Here is a 20,335-nt window from a genome sequence, read left to right on the forward strand (position 1 = left end):
GGGGCCTTCCGGCCCCGCGGCGGGCCGACTCGCGCCCAAGAACTGCAAGGAGCCCCTGATGATGCAAGTGAAACAAGCCCGCCTGAACCGCCTGATGCAGGGCGGCCGATGCCTGGATATCGCTGTGGACCACGGCGTGTGCAACGAGGGCAGCTTCCTGGATGGCCTGGAAGACATGCCCGGCGTGATGGACCGACTGGTCGAGGCCGGCCCCGACGCCATCCAGCTCAACTACGGCCAGGCCGACCTGCTGCAGAGCCGGCCGGGGCGCGACAAGCCCGCCCTGGTGATGCGCCTGGACATGGGCAATCCCTACAACGCCGCGACCCACCGCGTGATGTGGGCCGTGCTGCAGAACGGCGATGACCCCGTGCTGCCGGCCGTGCAGATGGATGCGGCCTGCGCCGTCGTCAACCTCTTCATGCTGCCGGGCGAGCCCGATCTGTTCCGGCAGTGCGTGAACAACATCGCGCGGGTCCGGGCCGACTGCGATCGTTACGGCATGCCCCTGATGATCGAACCTCTGGTGATGGCGCCCCACAGCGCGCGCGGCGGCTACATGGTGGACGGAGACGCCGAGAAGATCGTCACCCTGGTGCGCCTGGCCCGCGAGATGGGGGCCGATGTCATCAAGGCCGATCCCACCGCCGACCCGACCGACTTCCACCGCGTGGTGCAGGCCGCTCGCTGCCCGGTGCTGGTCCGCGGCGGCGGCAAGGAGGACCTGCAGCAGGTCTTCTCCCGCTCGCGCGTCCTGCTGGACCAGGGCGCCGTCGGCCTGGTCTATGGACGCAATGTCTACCAGCACCGCAGCCCCGCCGCCGTGGTGGAGGCCCTGATGGCCATGATCCACGAGAGCGCCACGGCCCAGCAGGCCTTCGCGCTCTACGAGCGCCGATCCGCTGCAGGCTGAGCCCGCGCGCAAGCCCACGGCGCCAGGTCCGACCTCACCTCCTGCGCCGTCATCAGAGGAGACAAACATGAAGATCGTCAAGTCCGTCCTGTCGTTGCTGGCGCTGATGTGCGGGGCGCTGTTGGCCCAGGCCGCCGTGCAGGGCCAAAGCCCGCTGGCCTCGGCACGCCAACTGATCACCCGGCTGACCGCCTTGCCCGACGCACCCCTGGCCCTGCAGGGGCCGGGCCTGGGCAATCTCAGCTACACCGAGGCCGAGCTTTTCACGCCCGTGTCCTGGATACGCCGTGACGATCAGGGCGTGCCCGACGCCTACCCGGGGCGCAATCCCTATGGCCTGAACGTGGGCATCATGCACAAGGGCTATTTCCTCACCGTGTTCGCGCCGGACAGCGGCGCGGGGCCGGGCGGCTTCCTGCTCTACGACGTCTCCAATCCGCGCGCCATCCAACTGGTCAAGCGCATCTACGAACCGGAGGGTCGCACGTCCGAGTTCCGCGAGGCCCATGCCTTGGGCAGCACCACGCTGGGCGGGCGCAGCTACATCGTGCTGGGCACCACCAAGGGCTTGGAGTTCTGGGACTTCACCGACATCAACGACATCCGCCAGGTCAAGAAGCTCGTCTTGCCCACGGTCAACGGCGGTGACTATGCCAATGTGAGCTGGCAGCTCTGGTGGCAGGCGCCCTATGTCTATGTCGCCTCGGCCAATGACGGCATCTACATCATCGATGCGCACGATCCTGCGAATGCGCAACTGGCGGACCGCGGCCCCGGCCGGCCCAATCCCGTGCCCACCGGCGAACTGGGCGGCTTCCGCGTGGGCCCCATCTTCACCCTGGGCAACCAGATGGTGCTGAGCTCGATGGACAACAGCGACGGCTTCGCCAGCCTGGACATCTCGGATCCGCTGAATCCCAAGGTGCTGGACACGGTCCAGTCCCTCCCCACCTACTACGCCACCTGCTTCGACGGCCAGCGGCTTTATGCCTCGGTGCGCGGCGCGGGTGCCCGCATGTTCGGCTACAGCCTGGCCGACCGCAGTCGCTTCGTGGCTGAGGACGACCGCCTGGCCATCGACGAGCAGCTCTATTGCGGCACCCAGGACCATTTCGTTTTCCAGGGCGCGCAGTACCGCGTGCACAAGGTGGATGTGAGCAACCCCCTGCAGCATGTGGAGGTGGGCCGCGGCGGCATGTTTCCTCCCGGCTCACCAGAGGAGTCCCACTCCGATCATGGCCAGGTCGCCCCGTTCGGCAACCTGCTCTTCATCGGCAACGACCACGGCTCCGGCAGCGCCTTCATGGTGCATGACCGTGCGCCGGACACGACACCCCCCACGGTGCGCCAGGTCTCGCCGGCCAACGGCGCGGGCCAGCAGGGCTTGAGTTCGCGCATCGGCCTGGGCTTGAGCGACAGCATCCTGCCCGAGAGCGTGCATGCCGGCAGCTTCATCGTGCGGCCGGTGGGCGGCAATACGCTGGCCGGCACCTACAGCGTGCAGCTGGGCATCATCAACTTCTCGCCCGCAGAGCCCCTGCAGCCCGGCACCACCTACGAGGTGCTGCTGCCGGCCGGCGGCGTGAAGGACTATGCCGGCAACGGCATCGCGAGCGACTACCACGCGAGCTTCACCACCGGCAGCGCGCTCGACATCGGCCTGGTCCACCATTGGAGCCTGGCCCGCACGCTCGCGGATCCGGTGGGGCGCAGCAACGGCGTCAGCAGCGATGGCGACAGCTTCGAACCGATCGGCCTGAACCTGGCCGGCCGCAGCGCCGGTGTGAGTCTGGCCGACGACAGCGTGGCCTCGGTGCTGGGCGGCACTTCCTCGGTCAGCTTCTACCTCAAGACCAGCCAGGTGGGCACTGCCGTCCCATGGACGGCGCCGGGCCTGTTCGGCCGCGATCAGTTCGGCGGCTCCGACGATGTGTTCTGGGGCTGGCTGGACGACAGCGGTCGCATCGCGCTCACGGTGGGCGGCGCCTCGGCCAGCCATCCGGTGCTGCGCTCCAGCGACCCGGTGAACAACGGTGCCTGGCACCACATCGTGATGACGCGTGACGCCGCCTCCGGCGCCCAGACCCTCTATGTGGACGGCGTGCGCCAGAGCAGCACCGGCCGCACCGGCGTGCTGGGCCTGGGCAACCGCTTCAGCATGCTGGGCCAGATCCAGGGCAATGCCGATCTCCTGCGCGGCACCCTGGCCGATGTGCGGGTCTATGCCCGCGTGCTCGGCGATGCCGACGTCGCCGATCTGCGCAGTCTGCCCATCGTGGGCGATCCCGGCCTGGGCGGCACGCCGCGGCTGGTCAACGGGACGCTCCAGCTCAATCCCCAGGTGTTGATGGGCAGTAGCGCCCAGTTCCGCTGGAATTTCGGGGACGGACAGCAGAGCGGCTTTGCCGGAACGCCGGCGGCCAACCACGTCTACACCCGGCCCGGCCACTACAGCGTCACCCTGACGGTGCGCAATGCCGCCGGCCTGGAGCGCTTCTACAGCTTTGTGCTCACGGTGATCCACCCGCCCACCACGGTGCAGCCCACCCACACCAGCAACATCGTCGGCGATGCCGGCAGTGTCTATGCGCTCAATCCCGACAGCGGCACGGTCAGCGCCGTGGATGCTCAGACCCTGGTCAAGCGCTGGGAGGTGAGCGTGGGGCGTGAGCCGCGCACCCTGGCGCGCGGTCCCGACGGCCGCCTGTGGGTGGCGGTGCAGGGCGAGGATCGCCTGCTGGTGCTCAACAGCGCGGATGGCAGCGTGGCGGCGCGCATCGATCTGGACTATGGCAGCGGTCCCTACGGCGTGGTCTTCACGCCTGACGGCAGTCGCGGCCTGCTCAGCCTGGAACATCAGTCGCGTCTGCTGAGCTTCGATCCCGCGAGCGGCGCCATCACCGGCAACCTGGACCTGGCCGGGGATCTGCGCGGCATCGCCGTGGCGGCCGACTCCCAGACCGCCTATGTGACCCGCTTCCGGTCGACCGCCAGCGGCGGCCTGCTGCACAAGGTGGCCCTGCAGCCCCTGACTGCTGCGACCGGCATCGCGCTGCGCGTGGACAGCACGACCGTGGACGACGAAAGCCGCGCCCGCGGCGTGCCCAACTACCTGCACCAGGTGGTGATCGCGCCGGACGGACGCCGCGCGGTGCTGCCCTCCAAGAAGGACAACATCCTGCGCGGCCGCCACCGCGACGGCCAGGACCTGTTGCACGACCGCACGGTGCGCTCGATCCTGAGCCAGGTGGATCTGGCCCAGGCCGCCGAGCTCATCGATGCGCAGTTGGACTTCGACGACCGCGCTCCGGCCCGCGCCGCGCTCTACGCTCCGCAGGGGGACTATCTCTTCGTGGCGCAGATGGAGGGCAATCGCGTGGCCATCGTCGACCCCTACACCCGGGCGGTGCGCGGCGAGATCGGCGATGTCGGCCGGGGCCCGCACGGTCTCTACCTGGACGCCTCGCGCAAGCGCCTGTTCATCAACAACTTCCTCGGCCGCTCGGTGAGCGTGTATGACGTGGCGGCCGTGTTGGCCAGTGAAAGCGCCGCAGCCACACGGGTTCAAACCGTGAGCACCGTGGCCCAGGAGCCGCTCAGCGCCGCGGCACTGCGCGGCAAGCAGCTCTTCTACAACGCAGCCGACCGCCGCATGAGTCGCGACAACTACATGTCCTGCGCCAGCTGTCATGCCGACGGCGGCGACGACGGCATGGTGTGGGACCTCACCCAGCGCGGCGAGGGCTTGCGCCGCACGATCAGTCTGCAGGGTCGCCAGGGCCTGGGCCATGGCCGGCTGCACTGGAGTGCCAACTTCGACGAGGTGCAGGACTTCGAGAACGATGTGCGCAATGCCTTCGGCGGCACCGGCTTCATGAGCAATGCCGACTTCGCTGCCACGGCCAATCCCCTGGGCACGCCCAAGGCCGGGCGAAGCGCCGACCTGGATGATCTGGCCGCCTACCTGAGTTCGCTCTCGCGCTATGGCCGCAGCCCCGCGCGGCTGGCCGACGGCAGCCTGAGTGCGAGCGCGCAGCAGGGGCGAAGTCTCTTTGCCAGCGCCCAGTGCAGCAGTTGCCACAGCGGGCTCACCTTGCGCGACGGCCTGCGCCACGATGTGGGCACGATACGGCCGTCATCGGGCCTGGGCAACGGCCAGCCGCTGGCGGGCGTCGGCTTCGACACCCCCACGCTGTTTGACCTGTGGCGCCTCGGCAGCTACTTCCACGACGGCCAGGCGACCGATCTGGCGAGTCTGCTGGCCGGCGGCCACGGCGGGGCGGACAACCTGGCTGCGCCCCAGCGCCAGGCCCTGGTGGACTATCTGCGGTCCCTGGACGCCACCAGTGCCCTGTTGCGACTGCGCTCCAGCCAAAGCCAGCTCTGCGTGAACATCGCCGATGCCTCCACCGCGGAAGGGGCCAAGGCCCTGCAAAGGAACTGCGGCAGCACCGGCAGCGAGCAGTTTGCGGTCAACAACGTCGACGGGCGCCTGCAGTTCGTGGTCCGCCACAGCGGCCTGTGCCTGGCCCAGGCCGACACCAGCGGCAACGGCGGGGCGGTGGTGCAGCAGGCCTGCAACAGCGGCGATCGCACGCAGTGGCGCCTGAGCGGCAGCGTACTGCGCAACCATGCCAGCGGCGCCTGCCTGGACGTGCCGGGCAACAGCAGCAGTGCGGGGGCCGAGCTCATCACCTGGGCCTGCCACGGTGGCAGCAACCAGAACTGGACGCTTCAGAGCGCGGGCCAGTGACCCCGCTGCGTTTCCTCAACCCTCCAAGCCCATAAGGCCTTCCTTGAGCGACCCAATCTACGACTACATCGTGGTCGGTGCCGGCACCGCCGGCGCCTTGATGAGCAACCGGCTGAGCGAGGACCCCCAGCGCCGCACCCTGCTGATCGAGGCCGGTGGCCATGACCGCCATCCGTGGATCCACATCCCGGTGGGCTATCTCTACTGCATCGGCAACCCGCGCACCGACTGGCTTTACCAGACCGAGCCGGACGCGGGCCTCAACGGCCGCCGCCTGCGTTACCCGCGCGGCAAGACGCTGGGCGGCTGCTCCAGCATCAACGGCATGATCTACATGCGCGGTCAGTCACGTGACTACGAGCAATGGGCCCGTCTCACCGGCGATCCGGCCTGGCGCTGGAACAATGTGCTGCAGGCCTTCAAGCGTCACGAGGACCACTTCCTGGGCGGTGACGCCCTGCACGGTGCGGGCGGCGAATGGCGGGTGGAGCCGCAGCGACTGCGCTGGGACATCCTGGACGCCTTCGCCCAGGCCGCGGTGCAGGCCGGCCTGCCGCCCAGTCTCGACTTCAACCGCGGCAACAATGAAGGCGTGGGCTACTTTCAGGTCAACCAACGCCGCGGCTGGCGCTGGAACACGGCCAAGGCCTTCCTGCGCCCGGCCTGCACCGACCGGTCCAACTTCGAGCTCTGGGTGCGCTGCCGCGCCACCGAGCTGCTGCTGGAGACCCAGCCCGATGGCCGGCTGCGCTGCACCGGCGTGCGGGTGTGGGACGGGCGCCAGATGCGCACCGCGCGGGCGCGGCGCGAGGTCATCCTGTGCGCCGGCGCGATCGGCACGCCGCAACTGCTGCAGCTCTCGGGACTGGGGCCAGCCGCGCTGCTGCAGCAGCACGGCATCGCCGTGCGCCAGGATCTGCCCGGGGTGGGTGCCAATCTGCAGGACCATCTGCAGATCCGCGCGGTCTTCAAGGTGCAGGGGGCGAAGACCTTGAACACGCTCGCCAACAGCATCTGGGGCAAGGCGGCGATCGGCTTGGAGTACCTGCTGCGGCGCAGCGGGCCCATGAGCATGGCGCCCTCGCAACTGGGTGCCTTCACCCGCAGCCGGCCCGAGCTGCACTGGCCCAATCTGCAGTATCACGTGCAGCCCTTGTCGCTGGACGCGTTCGGGGAGCCCTTGCACCGGTATCCGGCGTTCACTGCCAGTGTGTGCAACCTCAACCCCAGCAGCCGCGGCACGGTGCAGATCCGCAGCTCGCGCTTCGAGGATGCGCCCGCCATTGCGCCCAACTACCTCAGCACCCATGAGGATCGCCAGGTGGCGGCGGAATCGCTGCGCATCACGCGCCGTATCGTGGCTCAACCGGCGCTGGCACCTTATCGGCCCGAAGAGTGGACGCCCGGGCCGCAGTACCAGACCGATGCCGAGCTGGCCCGTCTGGCCGGCGAGATCGGCACCACCATCTTCCATCCGGTGGGCACCACGCGCATGGGTGTGGCCAGCGATCCGCTGGCGGTCCTGGACTCGCGGCTGCGGGTGCGCGGTGTGGCGGGCCTGCGGGTGGCCGATGCCGGCGCCATGCCCACCATCACCAGCGGCAATACCAACAGCCCCACGCTGATGCTGGCCGAGATGGCCGCCGGCTGGGTGCGTCAGGAGCAGCAGGCCGCCTGCGCCCCGTCCACGGTGTCTTGATCCTGAGCCGTCTCAGCGCAGGGCCGGCATCAGCGGCGCCAGACGGCCATCCGAAGGCAGCGGCGTCACGCCGACCAGTTGCATCAGCAGCGGGTAGACATCCACGTTGTCGAAGGGCGGCAGCACCACCCCGTTTTTGAATGCGGGACCTGCGGCAATGAAGGTGGCGCGCATGTCCGGGGCTTGATGGTCGTAGCCATGCGCGCCGCCCTTGACCCGTTGCGCCGACTTCTCGTTGGTGGCCAGGATCCAGCCCGGCTCCGCGAGGCAGAAGTAAGTCGGCACCCGAGCGTTCTTGCCGAATGCGAAGCGCGCTGGAATTTCCGCCTTGCGCCAGCATTGCACATGGTCGCGTGGCTGCAGCAATGCGTTTTCCAGCACCGCCGCCTGACCGGCCGCGGGCTCCAGCCCGGCAAAGGTGCCGCTACTGACCACCCGGTAGCTGCCGGCAGGCGCCATCTGGTCAATGCGGATCACGCGAGAGGGGCTCACCGGCGCCATGCCGTGGTCCGACACGATCACGATGTTGGCCGTCAGCTTGCGCGCCGCCAGTCCGTCCAGCAGACGCCCCACGGCCTGATCGACCTGGGCCAGCGCCTCGTTCAGCAAAGGGCTGTCCGGCCCCTGTTCGTGGCCGGCATGGTCCACGTCATCAAAGTACAGCGTGAGGAAGCCGAATCCCTGCGCATTGCTGTCACCGAGCCATCCCAGCAAGGTGTCGGTGCGGGCATTGGCCGAGAGCTTGCCGTCGAAGGTCGCGGAGCGCGTGGGCCGCACGCCGTGAATGGCCGCTTCGGATCCGGGCCAGAACATCGTTGCCGTGGGGATGTGGTGCTTTTCGGCGGTGACCCAGACGGGCTCGGCTTCATCCCACCAGCGGCGGTCGGTCACGGCGGCGGCATTGCCCAGCGAGAAGCGCTCACCGGGGATGCGCGGGTCTTCCATCGTGTTGTCCACCACGCCGTGATGGTCCGGGCGCAGGCCGGTGACCAGGGTGTAGTGGTTGGGGAAGGTCTTGGTCGGGAACGACGGCATCATCGCTTCCGCACGCACGCCGTTCGCGGCCAGTTGGCTCAGTCGGGGTGTGAGGCCTCGGCTCAGGTAGTCAGGGCGCAGGCCGTCGATGGAGACCAGGATCACTGGCGTGCGTGCGGTGGCGACGGGGGCGGGCGCTGCCGGGGGCAGGGGCGCGCAACCTGCGGCCAGCAGCAGGAGGGTCAGGCCAGCCAGCCTGTGGAGCCAGTGGAAGGGGCGCTTGGGATGGAGACCGGGATCGGAGAGGTGCATGAGAAATGGCAAGGGGGAAGGAAAAAGCTCGCCGCGATTCTGGCAGGCGGATTTGACCGGGCCATGGCACTTCGGACGCAAAGAGGTGGGCGACGTGGGTCGACAGCCCATGACGGAACCCTGATGGTCCACGACAAGACCAAGTCCCGTCGACGCCAGTGGTGCTGCACGGCGCTGTGCGGCAATCGGATGAAGCTCGCGGCATTCCGGTCCCGGAAGAACGCGTAGTCGGCGCGGCGTTGCGGCCTCCATCGCGGCGTCGTCTCCACTCGTTATGCTGCCTGTCCTTGATACATCCCACCCGGAGTTCCCCATGCGCGGCGCCCTTTCCATCATCGGCCTGGTGATCGTCTTCGCAATCGTGATGTTCAGCGCCAAGCACCAGATGGCCACCGTCCAGCCGTCGGCGCCCACCGGCAGCCCTTCCAGCGCCGGATCCACGGCCGCGAAGCCGCAGTCTCCCCAGGCGGTCGGCCAGAAGGTGCAGGACCTGATGCAGCAAGGCGAGCAGCGCGCCTCCGAGGTGTCGCCCTGAACCGGTGATCGGAAGCCATCCATGGTTTCGCCAAGTCCGACCAAACTGAGATGACAGTCCACGCGCTCTTCTTCTGCCTTCGTCCCGATGAGGCCACCGCCCAGCGCCTGGCCGAGGTCGGGCAGGCGATCGCGCGTCGGCTGGGGCTGCGCGAACGACCCTCCCGTGCGGATCGCCTGCACGTCACCCTGCACCATCTGGGCTGGTATGACGACGCCATCCCCGAGCAGGCCACCGCCATGGCGGCCGTGCGCGCCGCCGCGGAGCGTGCGGCGGCGTCGATCGTCTGGCCGACCCTGCCACTGCAGTTCGACGAGTTGCTCAGCTTCACCCGCAAGGCGCGCAACCGGCCGCTGGTGTTGTCGGGCGGTGCGGGCCTGGATCAGGTGCGGCAGTTCCGGGCGCATCTGGGCGAGCGCCTCTCGGCGCAGGGCTTGACCATCGATCCGCACTTCACGCCGCATCTCACCCTGGCGTATGACGATCGGCTGATCGAGCCCGAGGCCCACACCGTGCCCGGCTGGACCGCGATCGACTTCCATCTGGCGGACAGTCTGCAGGGACAGTCTCGCCATGTGATGGTCGGACGATGGCCGCTGGGCGAGCCCTCGATGAGGGATTCGGCGCCCGTTCCGCGCTGACGACGCGCTGACGAGGCGCTGACCTTCAGCGGAAATTCAACCGGGGAACGCCGTCACGCCTCCTGCGACGGCGCAGCGGCTGCGGCCGCCTGCGCCTCGTCGACCAGTGCCTGCGCCAACGCCTTCACGCTTCGCGGCGCCGAGCCTTCGGCATGGTTGCTGACGGTGACATAGGCTGCATGGCCCGCTTGCGCGGTGGCGTGGATCACCTTGGCCAGGACCGCCCGGGTGTCGGGATCGGGGTCCATCAGGGTGTCGTACTCGCCATATCGCTTTTGCGCGTCCTCATAACCGAAGGGGCCGTGAAGGCGGTGCAGGTTCCAGCGGCAGACCAACGGCCCTGGCCACATGGCGCGCAGCAGCGGCAACTGGTGATCGATGGGCGGCAGCTTCGGGTGAAGACCGAGGCAGTAACGCGCGCCGTGTTGCTTGAGGATGGCCACGAAGTCGGGCGTCAGCCATTCCGGGTCGCGCACCTCCACAGCCACCACCGCGTCCGGCGACCGCTCACGCAGCGAGGGCAGGGCGCCCAGCAGGGCGTGAAGCCGATCCAGCTGCGCGGGCATTCGATCGAGCATCTGCAGCGGCAACGGGCTGAGCTGGAAGACCAGCGCGCCCGCCTTCTCGCCCAGCCCCTGCAGCACCGGCTCGATGAACTCCTGAATGGCCAGCCGTGGATCGAGGAAGGCCTCATTGGTCTGACGGCCGCGACCATCTTCGCTGCGCACCAGGGCATCGGTCACCAGGCTGGGCGCCTTGATGGTGAAACGGAAATCGGCGGGCACCTGCTGGGCATACCGCTCGTACTGGCTGGCTGTCAGCCTTTGATAGAAACCTCGATCGATGCTGACCGCCCGAAACAACGGATGCTGGGCATAGACGCTCAGCGCTTGGCGCGACAGGTTGGATTCGCCGTGCCGACCCACCCACACCAGCCCTTGCCAGCCGGGATAGCCCCACGAGGACGTGCCCAACCGGATGTTCGGCGACAGCGCCGCCGCCAGCGCGACCGTCTCGTCATCCGGCGGCTGAGCGACGATGCCCGCACGTGGCCGTTTGGCGGGCGAGGTCCGGGACTTGGGAGGCGGCGCTGACGCCGACTCCGGGTGGGGGAGGTCGTCCAGGCCGAGGTCGAGATCGCCGTTGAGATCGTCTTCAAGATCGCCGTTGACATCGGCCTTGAGATCGCCCCTGAGATCGTCGTCCAGAGCAATGTTGCGATCGCCGTCCAGCGCCTCGTCGTCCGGCTCGGACCGGGCAGACTTCTCGGAGGTCGCGCGGCGCTGTCGGTCGGCCAGGGCCGGCTCCAGTGCGCTTCGGCGAGTACGCGGCGGGGTCGTGCCTTCCGGCGCGGGTGCCTGGGCGATCAAGTCGCCGAACAGGTCGTCCTGCTGCGGCGGCGGTGCTTCATCCGGTTGCATGGGCCGGCAGCATAGCGCCGGCGGCTACACTGCCGCGCGAAGCTCCACACCATGACCGACTCCCTTCCGATGTCTCCTGCGATCGCCCCCGCCCAGCCGGGCGACGAGTACGCGATGCGCCTCGCACTCGACCAGGCCCAGAACGCCTGGCTGGTCGGCGAAGTGCCGGTGGGCGCGGTGATCATGCGCGCCGGCCAGGTGATTGCCACCGGTTACAACCGCCCGATCACCACCCACGATCCGACCGCGCATGCCGAGATCGTCGCGCTGCGCCACGCGGCTCAGTTGCTGGGCAATTACCGACTGCCAGAGTGCGAGCTCTTCGTGACCCTCGAGCCCTGCGCCATGTGCGCGATGGCGATGATGCATGCGCGGCTCAAGCGGGTCGTGTTCGCTGCCCCCGATCCCAAGACCGGTGTGGCCGGCTCGGTGCTGGACCTGTTCTCGCAGAAACAACTCAACCATCACACGGCGCTTCACGGCGGCGTGCTGGCCGAACCGTCGGCCCGCCTGCTGCGCGAATTCTTCGCCGAACGCCGCGAAGCCGCGCGCCAGCGTCGCGGCGAGCGACGGCTGGCCGCCGCGCTGGCCGATCCGCTGGCCGTGTTCGCTGCGCCCCAGGCCGTGACCACCCCCGACGACATTCCCGTGGGCGAGGCGCACTATCTGGCGCTTCCGCCCGACCATTCCCCCGACGAGCCGCCGCGATGAGTGACCTGACCCTCTACACCCCCTCCGGCGTGCTTGCCCAGTCGCAGCCGCTCAAGCGTGCCGCCAAGCGGCTGTCGACGCTCGGCTTCGATGTGACGATCGATGAGAGCGCCCTGGCCCGCCACCAGCGTTTTGCCGGTGACGACGACGAGCGCCTGGCCGCCCTGCACCGCGTGGCGACGTCGGCCCCGGCGGTGGCGCTGGCCACGCGTGGCGGCTACGGGCTGACCCGGCTGCTGGACCGCATCGACTGGGCCTTGCTGGGACGCAGTGTCGAGCAGGGCACCCGCTGGGTCGGTCTGAGTGACCTGACTGCGCTCCAACTCGGCCTGCTGGCCCACACCAAGCAGATCAGCTGGGCCGGCCCGCTCGCGTGTGAGGACTTCGGCCGCAGCGACGCCGACGGCGGCGTGGACGAGATCACCCGTGATTGCTTCCTTGAAGCGATGGACGGCTCGCTGGAAGCCGTCGGCTTTCGCACCGAGGTCGGCTTCGACGGCCTGGAGGCTCGCGGCACCTTGTGGGGCGGCAACCTGGCCGTGCTCTGCTCGCTGCTGGGCACCCCGCATTTCCCGCGGATCAAGGGCGGCATCCTGTTCCTGGAGGATGTGAACGAACATCCCTACCGGATCGAGCGGATGCTGCTGCAGCTCTGGCAGGCCGGTGTGCTGGACGCACAGAAGGCGGTGATCCTGGGCCAGTTCACCGGATGGAAGAAGTCGCCGCTGGATCGTGGCTACAACTTCAAGAGCTGCGTGCAGGCGCTGCGCGATCGGATGCAGGTGCCCCTGCTGACCGGCCTGCCCTTCGGCCATGTGCCGACCAAGGTCTGCCTGCCGATCGGGGCAAAGACCGAGCTGCTGGTGGAAGGCCGCGATGTGTTCGTGGCCTGGGGCCACGTCGGACCCGGCGGACATGATCACCATCACCATGGCGGTCATGAAGGGCATGGCCACGGCGACCACGACCACAGCCACGATCACGGCCATTGATCGACTAGTGATCGCCCATTGATCGCCCATTGATCGCCCTGCCGCACCGGCGTGCCTCGGCGGGGCGTGGCTTTCGGTGGGCGCGGCGAGCGCCGGTGGATCGCCTCCTGAGCGCCTGTTGAGCTCCTGCTGATCGCCCGACGAGGTCCCGCGCCTGCGGTGCGATCGCCGTGCCCGCAAGCGGGCCGCCGAACAGCCGCGCCGCTATGATGCGACCCCAGCATCGGCCGGCCCGTGAGGGGCTCGCGATGGCAACAATCTGGCACTGCCGCATCCGGACGATGCGGCTTTGTTTTTGGAAGGATGACGATGTTGTCGGGGCAGTGGATCGCGGGAATCGGCTGGCGCAAGGCGCTGGCCTGGGTGGGAAGCGCGTGCGCCGCCGCACTGCTGGCCGCCTGCAACAACAGTCCCTATCCCGCGGGCGCGGCGAAGGACAATACCCTCTACCTGTCCTTCGATGAACGCTCGCCGCGCTACCTGGACCCCACCGCGTCCTACACCGCGCCCGAGAGCGTCTACACCTATCAGATCTTCGAGCCGCTCTACGGCTATCACTACCTGAAGCGGCCGTACGAGCTGATTCCGCGCTCGGCCGCTGCGGTCGTCAAGCCCTACTACCTGGATGAGAAGGGCCAGCGCCTGCCCGACGACACGCCCGCCGACAAGATCGCGCAGAGCGTGTATGACGTGCCGATCCGCGAAGGCGTGACCTACGCCCCCAGCCCGGCCTTCGCCAAGGATGCCAAGGGCGACTACCTCTATCACCAGCTCACCACGAAGCAACTGGGCGACAAACGCTCGCCTTGGCAGTTCGAGCACACCGGCACCCGCGAGCTGGTGGCCGACGACTTCGTCTACGCCATCAAGCGCCACGCCACGCCGCGCATCGAGGCGCCGGTGTTCGGCCTGTTCTCCGAGCATGTGATCGGCCTGAAGGACTATGGCGAGCTGATCCGCCAGGAAAACGCCAAGCTGCTCAAGGGCCTGCCCGAGAGCACCACCGACAAGCCCTTCCTGGACTTCCGCCGCTGGCCGCTGGCCGGCGCGGAGGCGGTCAATCCGCATCTGCTGCGCATCCGCATCAAGGGCAAGTATCCGCAGTGGTCGTACTGGATGGCCACCACCTTCCTCTCGCCCGTGCCGTGGGAAGTCGATCGCTTCTATGCGCAGCCGGGCATGCTCGAGCGCGGCATGTCCTGGAACCAGTGGCCGGTGGGCACCGGGCCCTACATGATGACGGAGTACCTGCAGGACCGTCGCCATGTCATGTCGCGCAACCCGAACTATCGGGTCGATCTCTATCCCTGCGAAGGCTCGGCGCATGACCGCGAAGCCGGCTTGCTGGCGGACTGCGGCAAGCGCATGCCGTTTGTGGACCGCATCGTCAGCACGCTGATCAAGGAACGGGTGCCGCGCAAGGAGATGTTCAAGCAGGGCTATCTGGACCTGCCGGACATGGAGCGTGCCGACTGGGGCGTGGAGTTCCTGGCCGACGCCAGCGACTCCGACGAGGTCACCGACTTCTTCAAGCAACGCGGCTTCAAGTTCCCCCGGGACACCGATCCCAACAGCTGGTATCTGGGCTTCAACTGGCTGGACCCGGTGGTGGGCAAGGGCGACACACCGGCCCAGCAGCTGCGCAACCGCAAGCTGCGCCAGGCGCTGTCGATCGCCATCGACTGGGAAGAGGGCTACGGCAAGATCTTCAAGAACCGCGGCGGCGTGGCCGCCTACGGTCCGGTGCCGCCGGGCGTGTTCGGTTCGCGCGAGGCCGAGCCGCAGCATTTCAATCCGGTCACCCACAAGCGGGTGGACGGCAAAGTGGAGCGCCGCTCGATCGACGAGGCCAAGCAGCTGCTGGCCGAGGCCGGTTATCCCGATGGACGCGACGTCCGCACCGGCAAGCCGCTGGTGCTGAACTACGACTTCATGCGGGTGGTCACGCCCGAGGTGAAGGCCGAGAACGACTGGATGATCAAGCAGTTCGCCAAGATCGGCGTGCAGCTGGATGTGCGGGCCACCGATTACAACCAGTTCCAGGAAAAGATCCACCAGGGCAAGCATCAGATCTTCTGGTGGGGCTGGTTCGCCGACTATCCGGATGCGGAGAACTTCCTCTTCCTGCTCTACGGCCCGAACAGCAAGTCGCTGCATGAGGGCGAGAACTCGGCCAATTACCAGAACGACGAATACGACCGTCTGTTCAAGCAGATGCAGACCCTGGATGACGGTCCCGAGAAGCAGAAGGTGATGGACCGGATGATCGAGGTCGCCCAACAGGACGCCCCTTGGGCCTGGGGCTACTGGCCCTACACCGCGCAGGCGGCCCAGCATTGGATCTACAACGCCAAGCCCAGCATCATCATTCGCGACGCCGCCCGCTATTACCGGCTGGATGCCGCGGAACGCGCCCGCAAGCAGTCGGAATGGAACCATCCGGTGTGGTGGCCGCTGATCGTGCTGGTGATCGGCGCCGGCGCCATCCTCTGGGCCACCCGCCGCAGCTTCCAGGCCCGCGAAACGGCCACCGCACGCGCCACGGCCGTCGCTGAAGGAACGACCTGATGCTCAAGTACATCTCCCGGCGCCTGGCCTACGGCCTGGCGATCCTGGTGGGCGTGAACCTGCTCACCTTCTTCCTGTTCTTCAGCGTCAACACGCCCGATGACATGGCCCGCCTGAACATCGGCGGCAAGCGCGTCACCCAGGAACAGATCGAGAAGTGGAAGGCCGAGCGCGGCTACGACAAGCCGCTGTATTGGGATGCCGCTCGCCAGGGCACCGAGCGGCTGACCCACACCGTGTTCTGGGAGCGCTCGGTCTCGCTGATGATGCTGGAGTTCGGACGCTCCGATGCGCGCCAGGCGGTGGACATCGGCCATGAGGTCAAGGTGCGCATGGGCGTGAGCCTGCAGCTGGCGGTGCCGATCTTCATCCTGCAGCTGATCATCAGCGTGGCCTTCGCCCTGCTGCTGACCTTCTTCCGCAACTCCCGCATCGACTTCTGGGGCGTGGTGCTGTGCGTGCTGATGCTGTCGATCTCCAGCCTGTTCTACATCATCGTCGGGCAGTATTTCTTCTCGCGGGTGCTGCGGCTGGTGCCGATCAACGGCTATGAGCCGGGCCTGGATGCGATCAAGTTCCTGGCGCTGCCGATCGCGCTGTCGCTGCTGTCCCGCCTGGGCGGAGAGGCGCGCCTGTACCGGGCGATGCTGCTGGAAGAAGTGGGCAAGGACTATGTCCGCACCGCCCGCGCCAAGGGCCTGTCCGAACCGGTGGTGCTGATGCGCCATGTGCTGCGCAATGCGCTGATTCCGATCATCACCAGCGCCGGCGCCTACCTGCCGTATGTGTTCCTCGGCAGCCTGGTGTTCGAGAGCTTCTTCGGCATTCCGGGCCTGGGGGCCTTCGTGATCGAGGCCATCACCGGGCAGGACTTCGCCATCGTGCGCACCATGGTGTTCCTGGGCGCGCTGCTCTACATCGCCAGCAATGCCTTGATCGACGTGGTCTACACCTGGGTCGATCCGCGTGTGCGGCTGACCTGACCCCCTCACGCAATGGCCTGACCGAGACCGACCGAGACCGACATGGGATTCAAGATCGTCATTCTCTGGACCGACGTCGCGCTGTGGGCGCTGGCGGCGGTGCTGGTGGGCTACATCGTGCGGCTGGTGCGCCGCCCGCATCTGCGCGCCAATTGGCAGCGGGTGCTGCGCGACCCGGCGGCACTGAGCGCCGGGGTGGTGCTGTCGCTGTTCGTGCTGGTCACGGCGCTGGACAGCCTGCATTTCCGCCGCGCACTGGCGGACAGCCCCGCCGGTGAGCGCTTCTACGAAACGCGGACCGAATCGGTGCTGGACTTGCTGCTGTCGCGCCAGATCGAGATGCGCGAGACCAGCTATTCGGCGCCGCTGGCTTATCAGGGCTTCAACAAGGACAGCGTTGCCCACGGCAGCGAGGTGGTGCGGGAGTTTCCGCGGCTGGCCTTCGGCGGCGCCCATCTGTCGGATCCGGCGACCGAATGGACCGGTGACCTGATCCGCCGTGCGCTGTCCGGCCTGGCGGGCGGTGCGCTTGCGGCGGTGCTGATGGCCGCGGCCATGGCGGCGATCCTGGCGCCCAGCCATGGGGGATGGCGTCACGGGCTGCGCGACCTGCTCAAGGACCGCACCCACTATCCCTGGCGCGCCGCGCTGTTGACGCTCACCGTGGTGGCCCTGCTGGCCGGGCCGGTGATCGCGCTGATGGGGCATTACCACGTCTTCGGCACCGACCAGACCGGCAACGATGTGCTCTACCAGTCGCTCAAGAGCATCCGCACCGCCTTCGTGATTGGTGCGCTGTCGACGCTGGCGACCTTGCCCTTCGCGCTGGTGCTGGGCATCTTGGCCGGCTACTTCAAGGGCTGGGTGGACGAGGTCATCCAGTACTTCTACACCGTGCTGACCTCGGTGCCCAACGTGCTGCTGATCGCGGCCTGCGTGCTGATGGTGCAGGTCTTCCTGGACAAGCATCCGGAGGCGTTCGAGACCGGCGCCGAGCGGGCCGATCTGAAGATCTTCCTGCTCTGCGTGATCCTGGGGGTGACCGGCTGGGCCACGCTGTGTCGGCTGGTGCGCGGCGAAACGCTGAAGCTGCGCGAATCCGACTTCGTGCAGGCGGCCACGGCCTTCGGCGTGTCCGACAGCCGGATCATGGTCCGCCACATCGTCCCGAACGTGATGCATCTGGTGCTGATCAGTCTGGTGCTGAACTTCTCCGATCTCATCCTGTATGAGGCGGTGCTGACCTATGTCGGCGTGGGCGTGGATCCGACGATGAACAGCTTCGGCGGCATGATCAATCTGGCGCGCTCGGAGATGAGCCGCGATCCGCTGGTGTGGTGGAGTTTCGCCGCCGCGTTCGCCTTCATGGTGAGCCTGGTGCTGGCGGCCAACCTGTTCGCCGATGGTGTGCGGGATGCCTTCGATCCGCGCTCGCGCAAGCTTCGTCCGCAGGTGCTGTCGCTCAAGGCGCGCAAAGCCCAGGCTGCAACCCAGGCGGCTCAGAACAAGCAAGGGGCCTGAGTCCATCATGCTGAAGATTGAAGACCTGAAGGTGCATCTGGATGCCGAGGCCGGGCTGGTCCGGGCCATCGACGGCATGCGGCTGACCTTGGCCCGCGGCCAGACCTTCGCGCTGGTGGGCGAGTCCGGTTGCGGCAAGAGCATGACCGCCCTGGCGCTGATGCGGCTGCTGCCGGACAACGGCCGCATCGCCGGCGGTCGCCTGGATCTGGACGGGCAGGACCTGTTCGACTTGAGCGAGGCCCGCATGCGGGACGTGCGCGGCGGTCGCATCGGCATGATCTTCCAGGAGCCGGGCACCAGCCTGAATCCAGTGATGAAGGTGGGGGATCAGATCGTCGAGGCGATCGAGGCCCACACACCGCTGCGCGGCGCACAGGCGCGGGCCAAGGCCATCGACTGGCTGCGCCGGGTCGGCATCCCTGAGCCGGAGCGGCGCATCGACGAGTATCCGTTCCGCCTGTCCGGCGGCCAGAAGCAGCGGATCATGATCGCGATGACGCTGGCGGCCGAGCCCGACTACCTGATCGCCGACGAGCCCACCACCGCCCTGGACGTGACCATCCAGGCGCAGATCCTGGACCTGCTGAAAGACCTTCAGCGCGAGCGCGGCCTGGGCCTGCTGCTGATCACCCATGACTTGGGGGTGGTGTCCGGCATGGCGCATCAAGTGGCGCTGATGTATGCGGGCCAGATCGTGGAGGTCGCTCCTGCCGCTGACTTCTTCGAGGCGCCGAAGCATCCCTATGCGCGGCTGTTGCTGCGTGCGCTGCCGGATGCCAACCGCCGCGGCGAGCCGCTGGCGGCCATCGCCGGCACGGTGCCGCCGCTGTGGCAGACCTTTGACGGCTGCCGTTTTGCGCCGCGCTGCGATCGCGCGATGGTTCACTGCGGCATGACGCCACCGGCGCTGGCCGGCGTGCCCGATCGGCCGGTCGGGCATGAGGTGCGCTGCCTGCTGTACACCGATGTGCGCGAGCCGCTGTCGCGTCCGGCCGTGCAGCCCCAGGTGGCCAGCGAGCCCCATCGGGACACGCGTCGGCTGTTGCTGGACGTCAAGGATCTGAAGGTCCGTTATCCGCTGTCGCGTGGCCTGTTTGGCGGCGCGACCCGGTATTTCGATGCGGTCGGCGGCGTGTCCTATCGGATCGAGTCGGGCCGCACCCTGGCTTTGGTCGGTGAGTCGGGCTGCGGCAAGACGACGTCGGGCAAAGCGATCGTGCAGCTGCTGCGCCGACAAGCCGTCATCGAGGGCGAGGCCCTGCTGTATCCCGCGTCCGTTGCGGGATCGACGGCGTCGACCGGCGCCGCGGGAGAGGGCACAGGCCCGGACGGCGTACCGCAGGATCTGTTCCGGCTCGAAGGCGAAGCGCTGCGCGCGGCTCGCCGGCAGATCCAGATCATCTTCCAGGATCCGTTTGCCTCGCTGAATCCGCGCCTGCGGGTCCAGGAAGTGCTCGAAGAGGGCTTGCTGGCCTTGCGTCCGGAGCTGGATGCCCCGGCGCGAATTGCGCTGCTGCACGACCTGGTGGACCAGGTCGGCCTGCGCCGCGATGCGCTGGGTCGCTTCCCGCATGAGTTCTCCGGCGGTCAGCGTCAGCGCATTGCCATCGCGCGGGCGCTGGCGGTGGAGCCGCGGCTCATCGTGTGTGATGAGCCCACCTCCGCACTGGACGTGTCGGTGCAGGCGCAGATCCTGAATCTGCTGCGGGAACTGCAGCGCAGCCGCGGGCTGTCGTTCCTGTTCATCACCCACAACATCGGCGTGGTTGAGTACGTGGCCGACGAGGTCGCGGTGATGCAGGCGGGACGCATTGTGGAGGCGGGCGACTGTGATGCGGTGCTTGGCCGCCCGCAGCAGGCCTACACCCGCACCCTGCTGGCGGCGGTGCCGCGGGTGGAGCGACGGTCGGCGGCGTGACGCTGGCACGGCGCGAAACTGGCACGGCGTTCGTCGCCCGATCTTCCCAAAGGCCGCATTCGCGGCCTTTTTCTTTGCCTGAATATGGGTCGAGTATTCCCTGTGGAGGTGAGGTTTGCACCGTATCGGATTGGGGTATCTGGCGCTCCATTCCCATGAATGGGGCTGTTACGCCCATATATTGAATTAATGCGCCAAACCGGCGCCTGTCGCACCATTGCTGATAGTGGTTCGGACGATATTCGCCCTCGTGTTTCACGGCTGAGTTGCTCCCGCGGATTTGTCTGAATTCGGTGCGTGATTGACCTGATATGGCGCATTGAACGCCCGTTATTGGGATTCGTCGTGTCTTGGCAACGCGATATTCATTCACGCGGATCAGGATTTTCC

13 protein-coding genes and 1 pseudogene are annotated in these 20,335 nt (G+C 67.7%); 12 read left to right on the plus strand and 2 right to left on the minus strand.

The genetic code is table 11. From position 1 onward, the window contains the following. Positions 1 to 58: 58 nt before the first annotated feature. The 3 genes from N4261_RS09080 to N4261_RS09090 all read left to right on the plus strand — a co-directional run bounded on the left by N4261_RS09080 (position 59) and on the right by N4261_RS09090 (position 7,365). Entirely contained in the window at positions 59 to 913 is an 855-nt protein-coding gene (locus N4261_RS09080; protein WP_261759834.1) for a class I fructose-bisphosphate aldolase, read from the plus strand. 67 nt (positions 914 to 980) lie between these two features. Further along, complete coding sequence (locus tag N4261_RS09085) at positions 981 to 5,666, plus strand: Ig-like domain-containing protein (RefSeq protein WP_261759835.1); 4,686 nt, start codon at positions 981 to 983, stop codon at positions 5,664 to 5,666. A 43-nt stretch (positions 5,667 to 5,709) separates the two neighbouring features. Continuing rightward, on the plus strand, positions 5,710 to 7,365 hold the full coding sequence (locus N4261_RS09090) for a GMC family oxidoreductase (RefSeq protein WP_261759836.1): 1,656 nt from the start codon (positions 5,710 to 5,712) through the stop codon (positions 7,363 to 7,365). 12 nt (positions 7,366 to 7,377) lie between these two features. Here N4261_RS09090 and N4261_RS09095 read toward each other — a convergent pair whose 3' ends face one another. Then, complete coding sequence (locus tag N4261_RS09095) at positions 7,378 to 8,664, minus strand: alkaline phosphatase family protein (protein WP_261759837.1); 1,287 nt, start codon at positions 8,662 to 8,664, stop codon at positions 7,378 to 7,380. A gap of 81 nt (positions 8,665 to 8,745) precedes the next feature. On the opposite strand from N4261_RS09095, the pseudogene N4261_RS09100 reads away from it, so the two are divergent. From N4261_RS09100 to N4261_RS09110, 3 genes and pseudogenes are all read left to right on the plus strand, one after another. Continuing rightward, a pseudogene (locus tag N4261_RS09100) lies at positions 8,746 to 8,880 on the plus strand (CGNR zinc finger domain-containing protein); the annotation flags it as partial. Positions 8,881 to 8,965: 85 nt separating this feature from the next. After that, complete coding sequence (locus N4261_RS09105; protein ID WP_261759838.1) at positions 8,966 to 9,187, plus strand: hypothetical protein; 222 nt, start codon at positions 8,966 to 8,968, stop codon at positions 9,185 to 9,187. 50 nt (positions 9,188 to 9,237) lie between these two features. Continuing rightward, positions 9,238 to 9,828, plus strand: a complete 591-nt coding sequence (locus N4261_RS09110; RefSeq protein WP_261759839.1) for a 2'-5' RNA ligase family protein — start codon at positions 9,238 to 9,240, stop codon at positions 9,826 to 9,828. Between the two features lie 53 nt (positions 9,829 to 9,881). On the opposite strand, the gene N4261_RS09115 is transcribed toward N4261_RS09110, so the two are convergent. After that, on the minus strand, positions 9,882 to 11,249 hold the full coding sequence (locus N4261_RS09115; RefSeq protein ID WP_354005406.1) for a DUF72 domain-containing protein: 1,368 nt from the start codon (positions 11,247 to 11,249) through the stop codon (positions 9,882 to 9,884). Between the two features lie 51 nt (positions 11,250 to 11,300). Between N4261_RS09115 and tadA the strand changes: the two genes are divergently transcribed. The 6 genes from tadA to N4261_RS09145 all read left to right on the plus strand — a co-directional run bounded on the left by tadA (position 11,301) and on the right by N4261_RS09145 (position 19,945). After that, complete coding sequence (gene tadA / locus N4261_RS09120) at positions 11,301 to 11,960, plus strand: tRNA adenosine(34) deaminase TadA (protein WP_435532025.1); 660 nt, start codon at positions 11,301 to 11,303, stop codon at positions 11,958 to 11,960. After that, a complete protein-coding gene (locus N4261_RS09125; protein WP_261759840.1) occupies positions 11,957 to 12,952 on the plus strand; it encodes an LD-carboxypeptidase in 996 nt (331 codons plus the stop codon). The genes tadA and N4261_RS09125 overlap by 4 nt, the downstream gene beginning before the upstream one ends. A 309-nt stretch (positions 12,953 to 13,261) precedes the next feature. Next, complete coding sequence (locus tag N4261_RS09130) at positions 13,262 to 15,520, plus strand: ABC transporter substrate-binding protein (RefSeq protein WP_261759841.1); 2,259 nt, start codon at positions 13,262 to 13,264, stop codon at positions 15,518 to 15,520. Then, positions 15,520 to 16,503 (plus strand): ABC transporter permease, encoded by a 984-nt coding sequence (locus N4261_RS09135; RefSeq protein WP_261759842.1) that lies wholly within the window; start codon positions 15,520 to 15,522, stop codon positions 16,501 to 16,503. The genes N4261_RS09130 and N4261_RS09135 overlap by 1 nt, the downstream gene beginning before the upstream one ends. Positions 16,504 to 16,545: 42 nt before the next feature. Continuing rightward, complete coding sequence (locus N4261_RS09140) at positions 16,546 to 18,024, plus strand: ABC transporter permease (RefSeq protein WP_261759843.1); 1,479 nt, start codon at positions 16,546 to 16,548, stop codon at positions 18,022 to 18,024. A 7-nt stretch (positions 18,025 to 18,031) separates the two neighbouring features. Further along, complete coding sequence (locus tag N4261_RS09145) at positions 18,032 to 19,945, plus strand: ABC transporter ATP-binding protein (protein WP_261759844.1); 1,914 nt, start codon at positions 18,032 to 18,034, stop codon at positions 19,943 to 19,945. The last annotated feature ends 390 nt before the right edge of the window (positions 19,946 to 20,335 follow it).

The sequence above is a fragment of the Roseateles amylovorans genome (genome assembly GCF_025398155.2).
Classification (GTDB): domain Bacteria; phylum Pseudomonadota; class Gammaproteobacteria; order Burkholderiales; family Burkholderiaceae_C; genus Roseateles; species Roseateles amylovorans.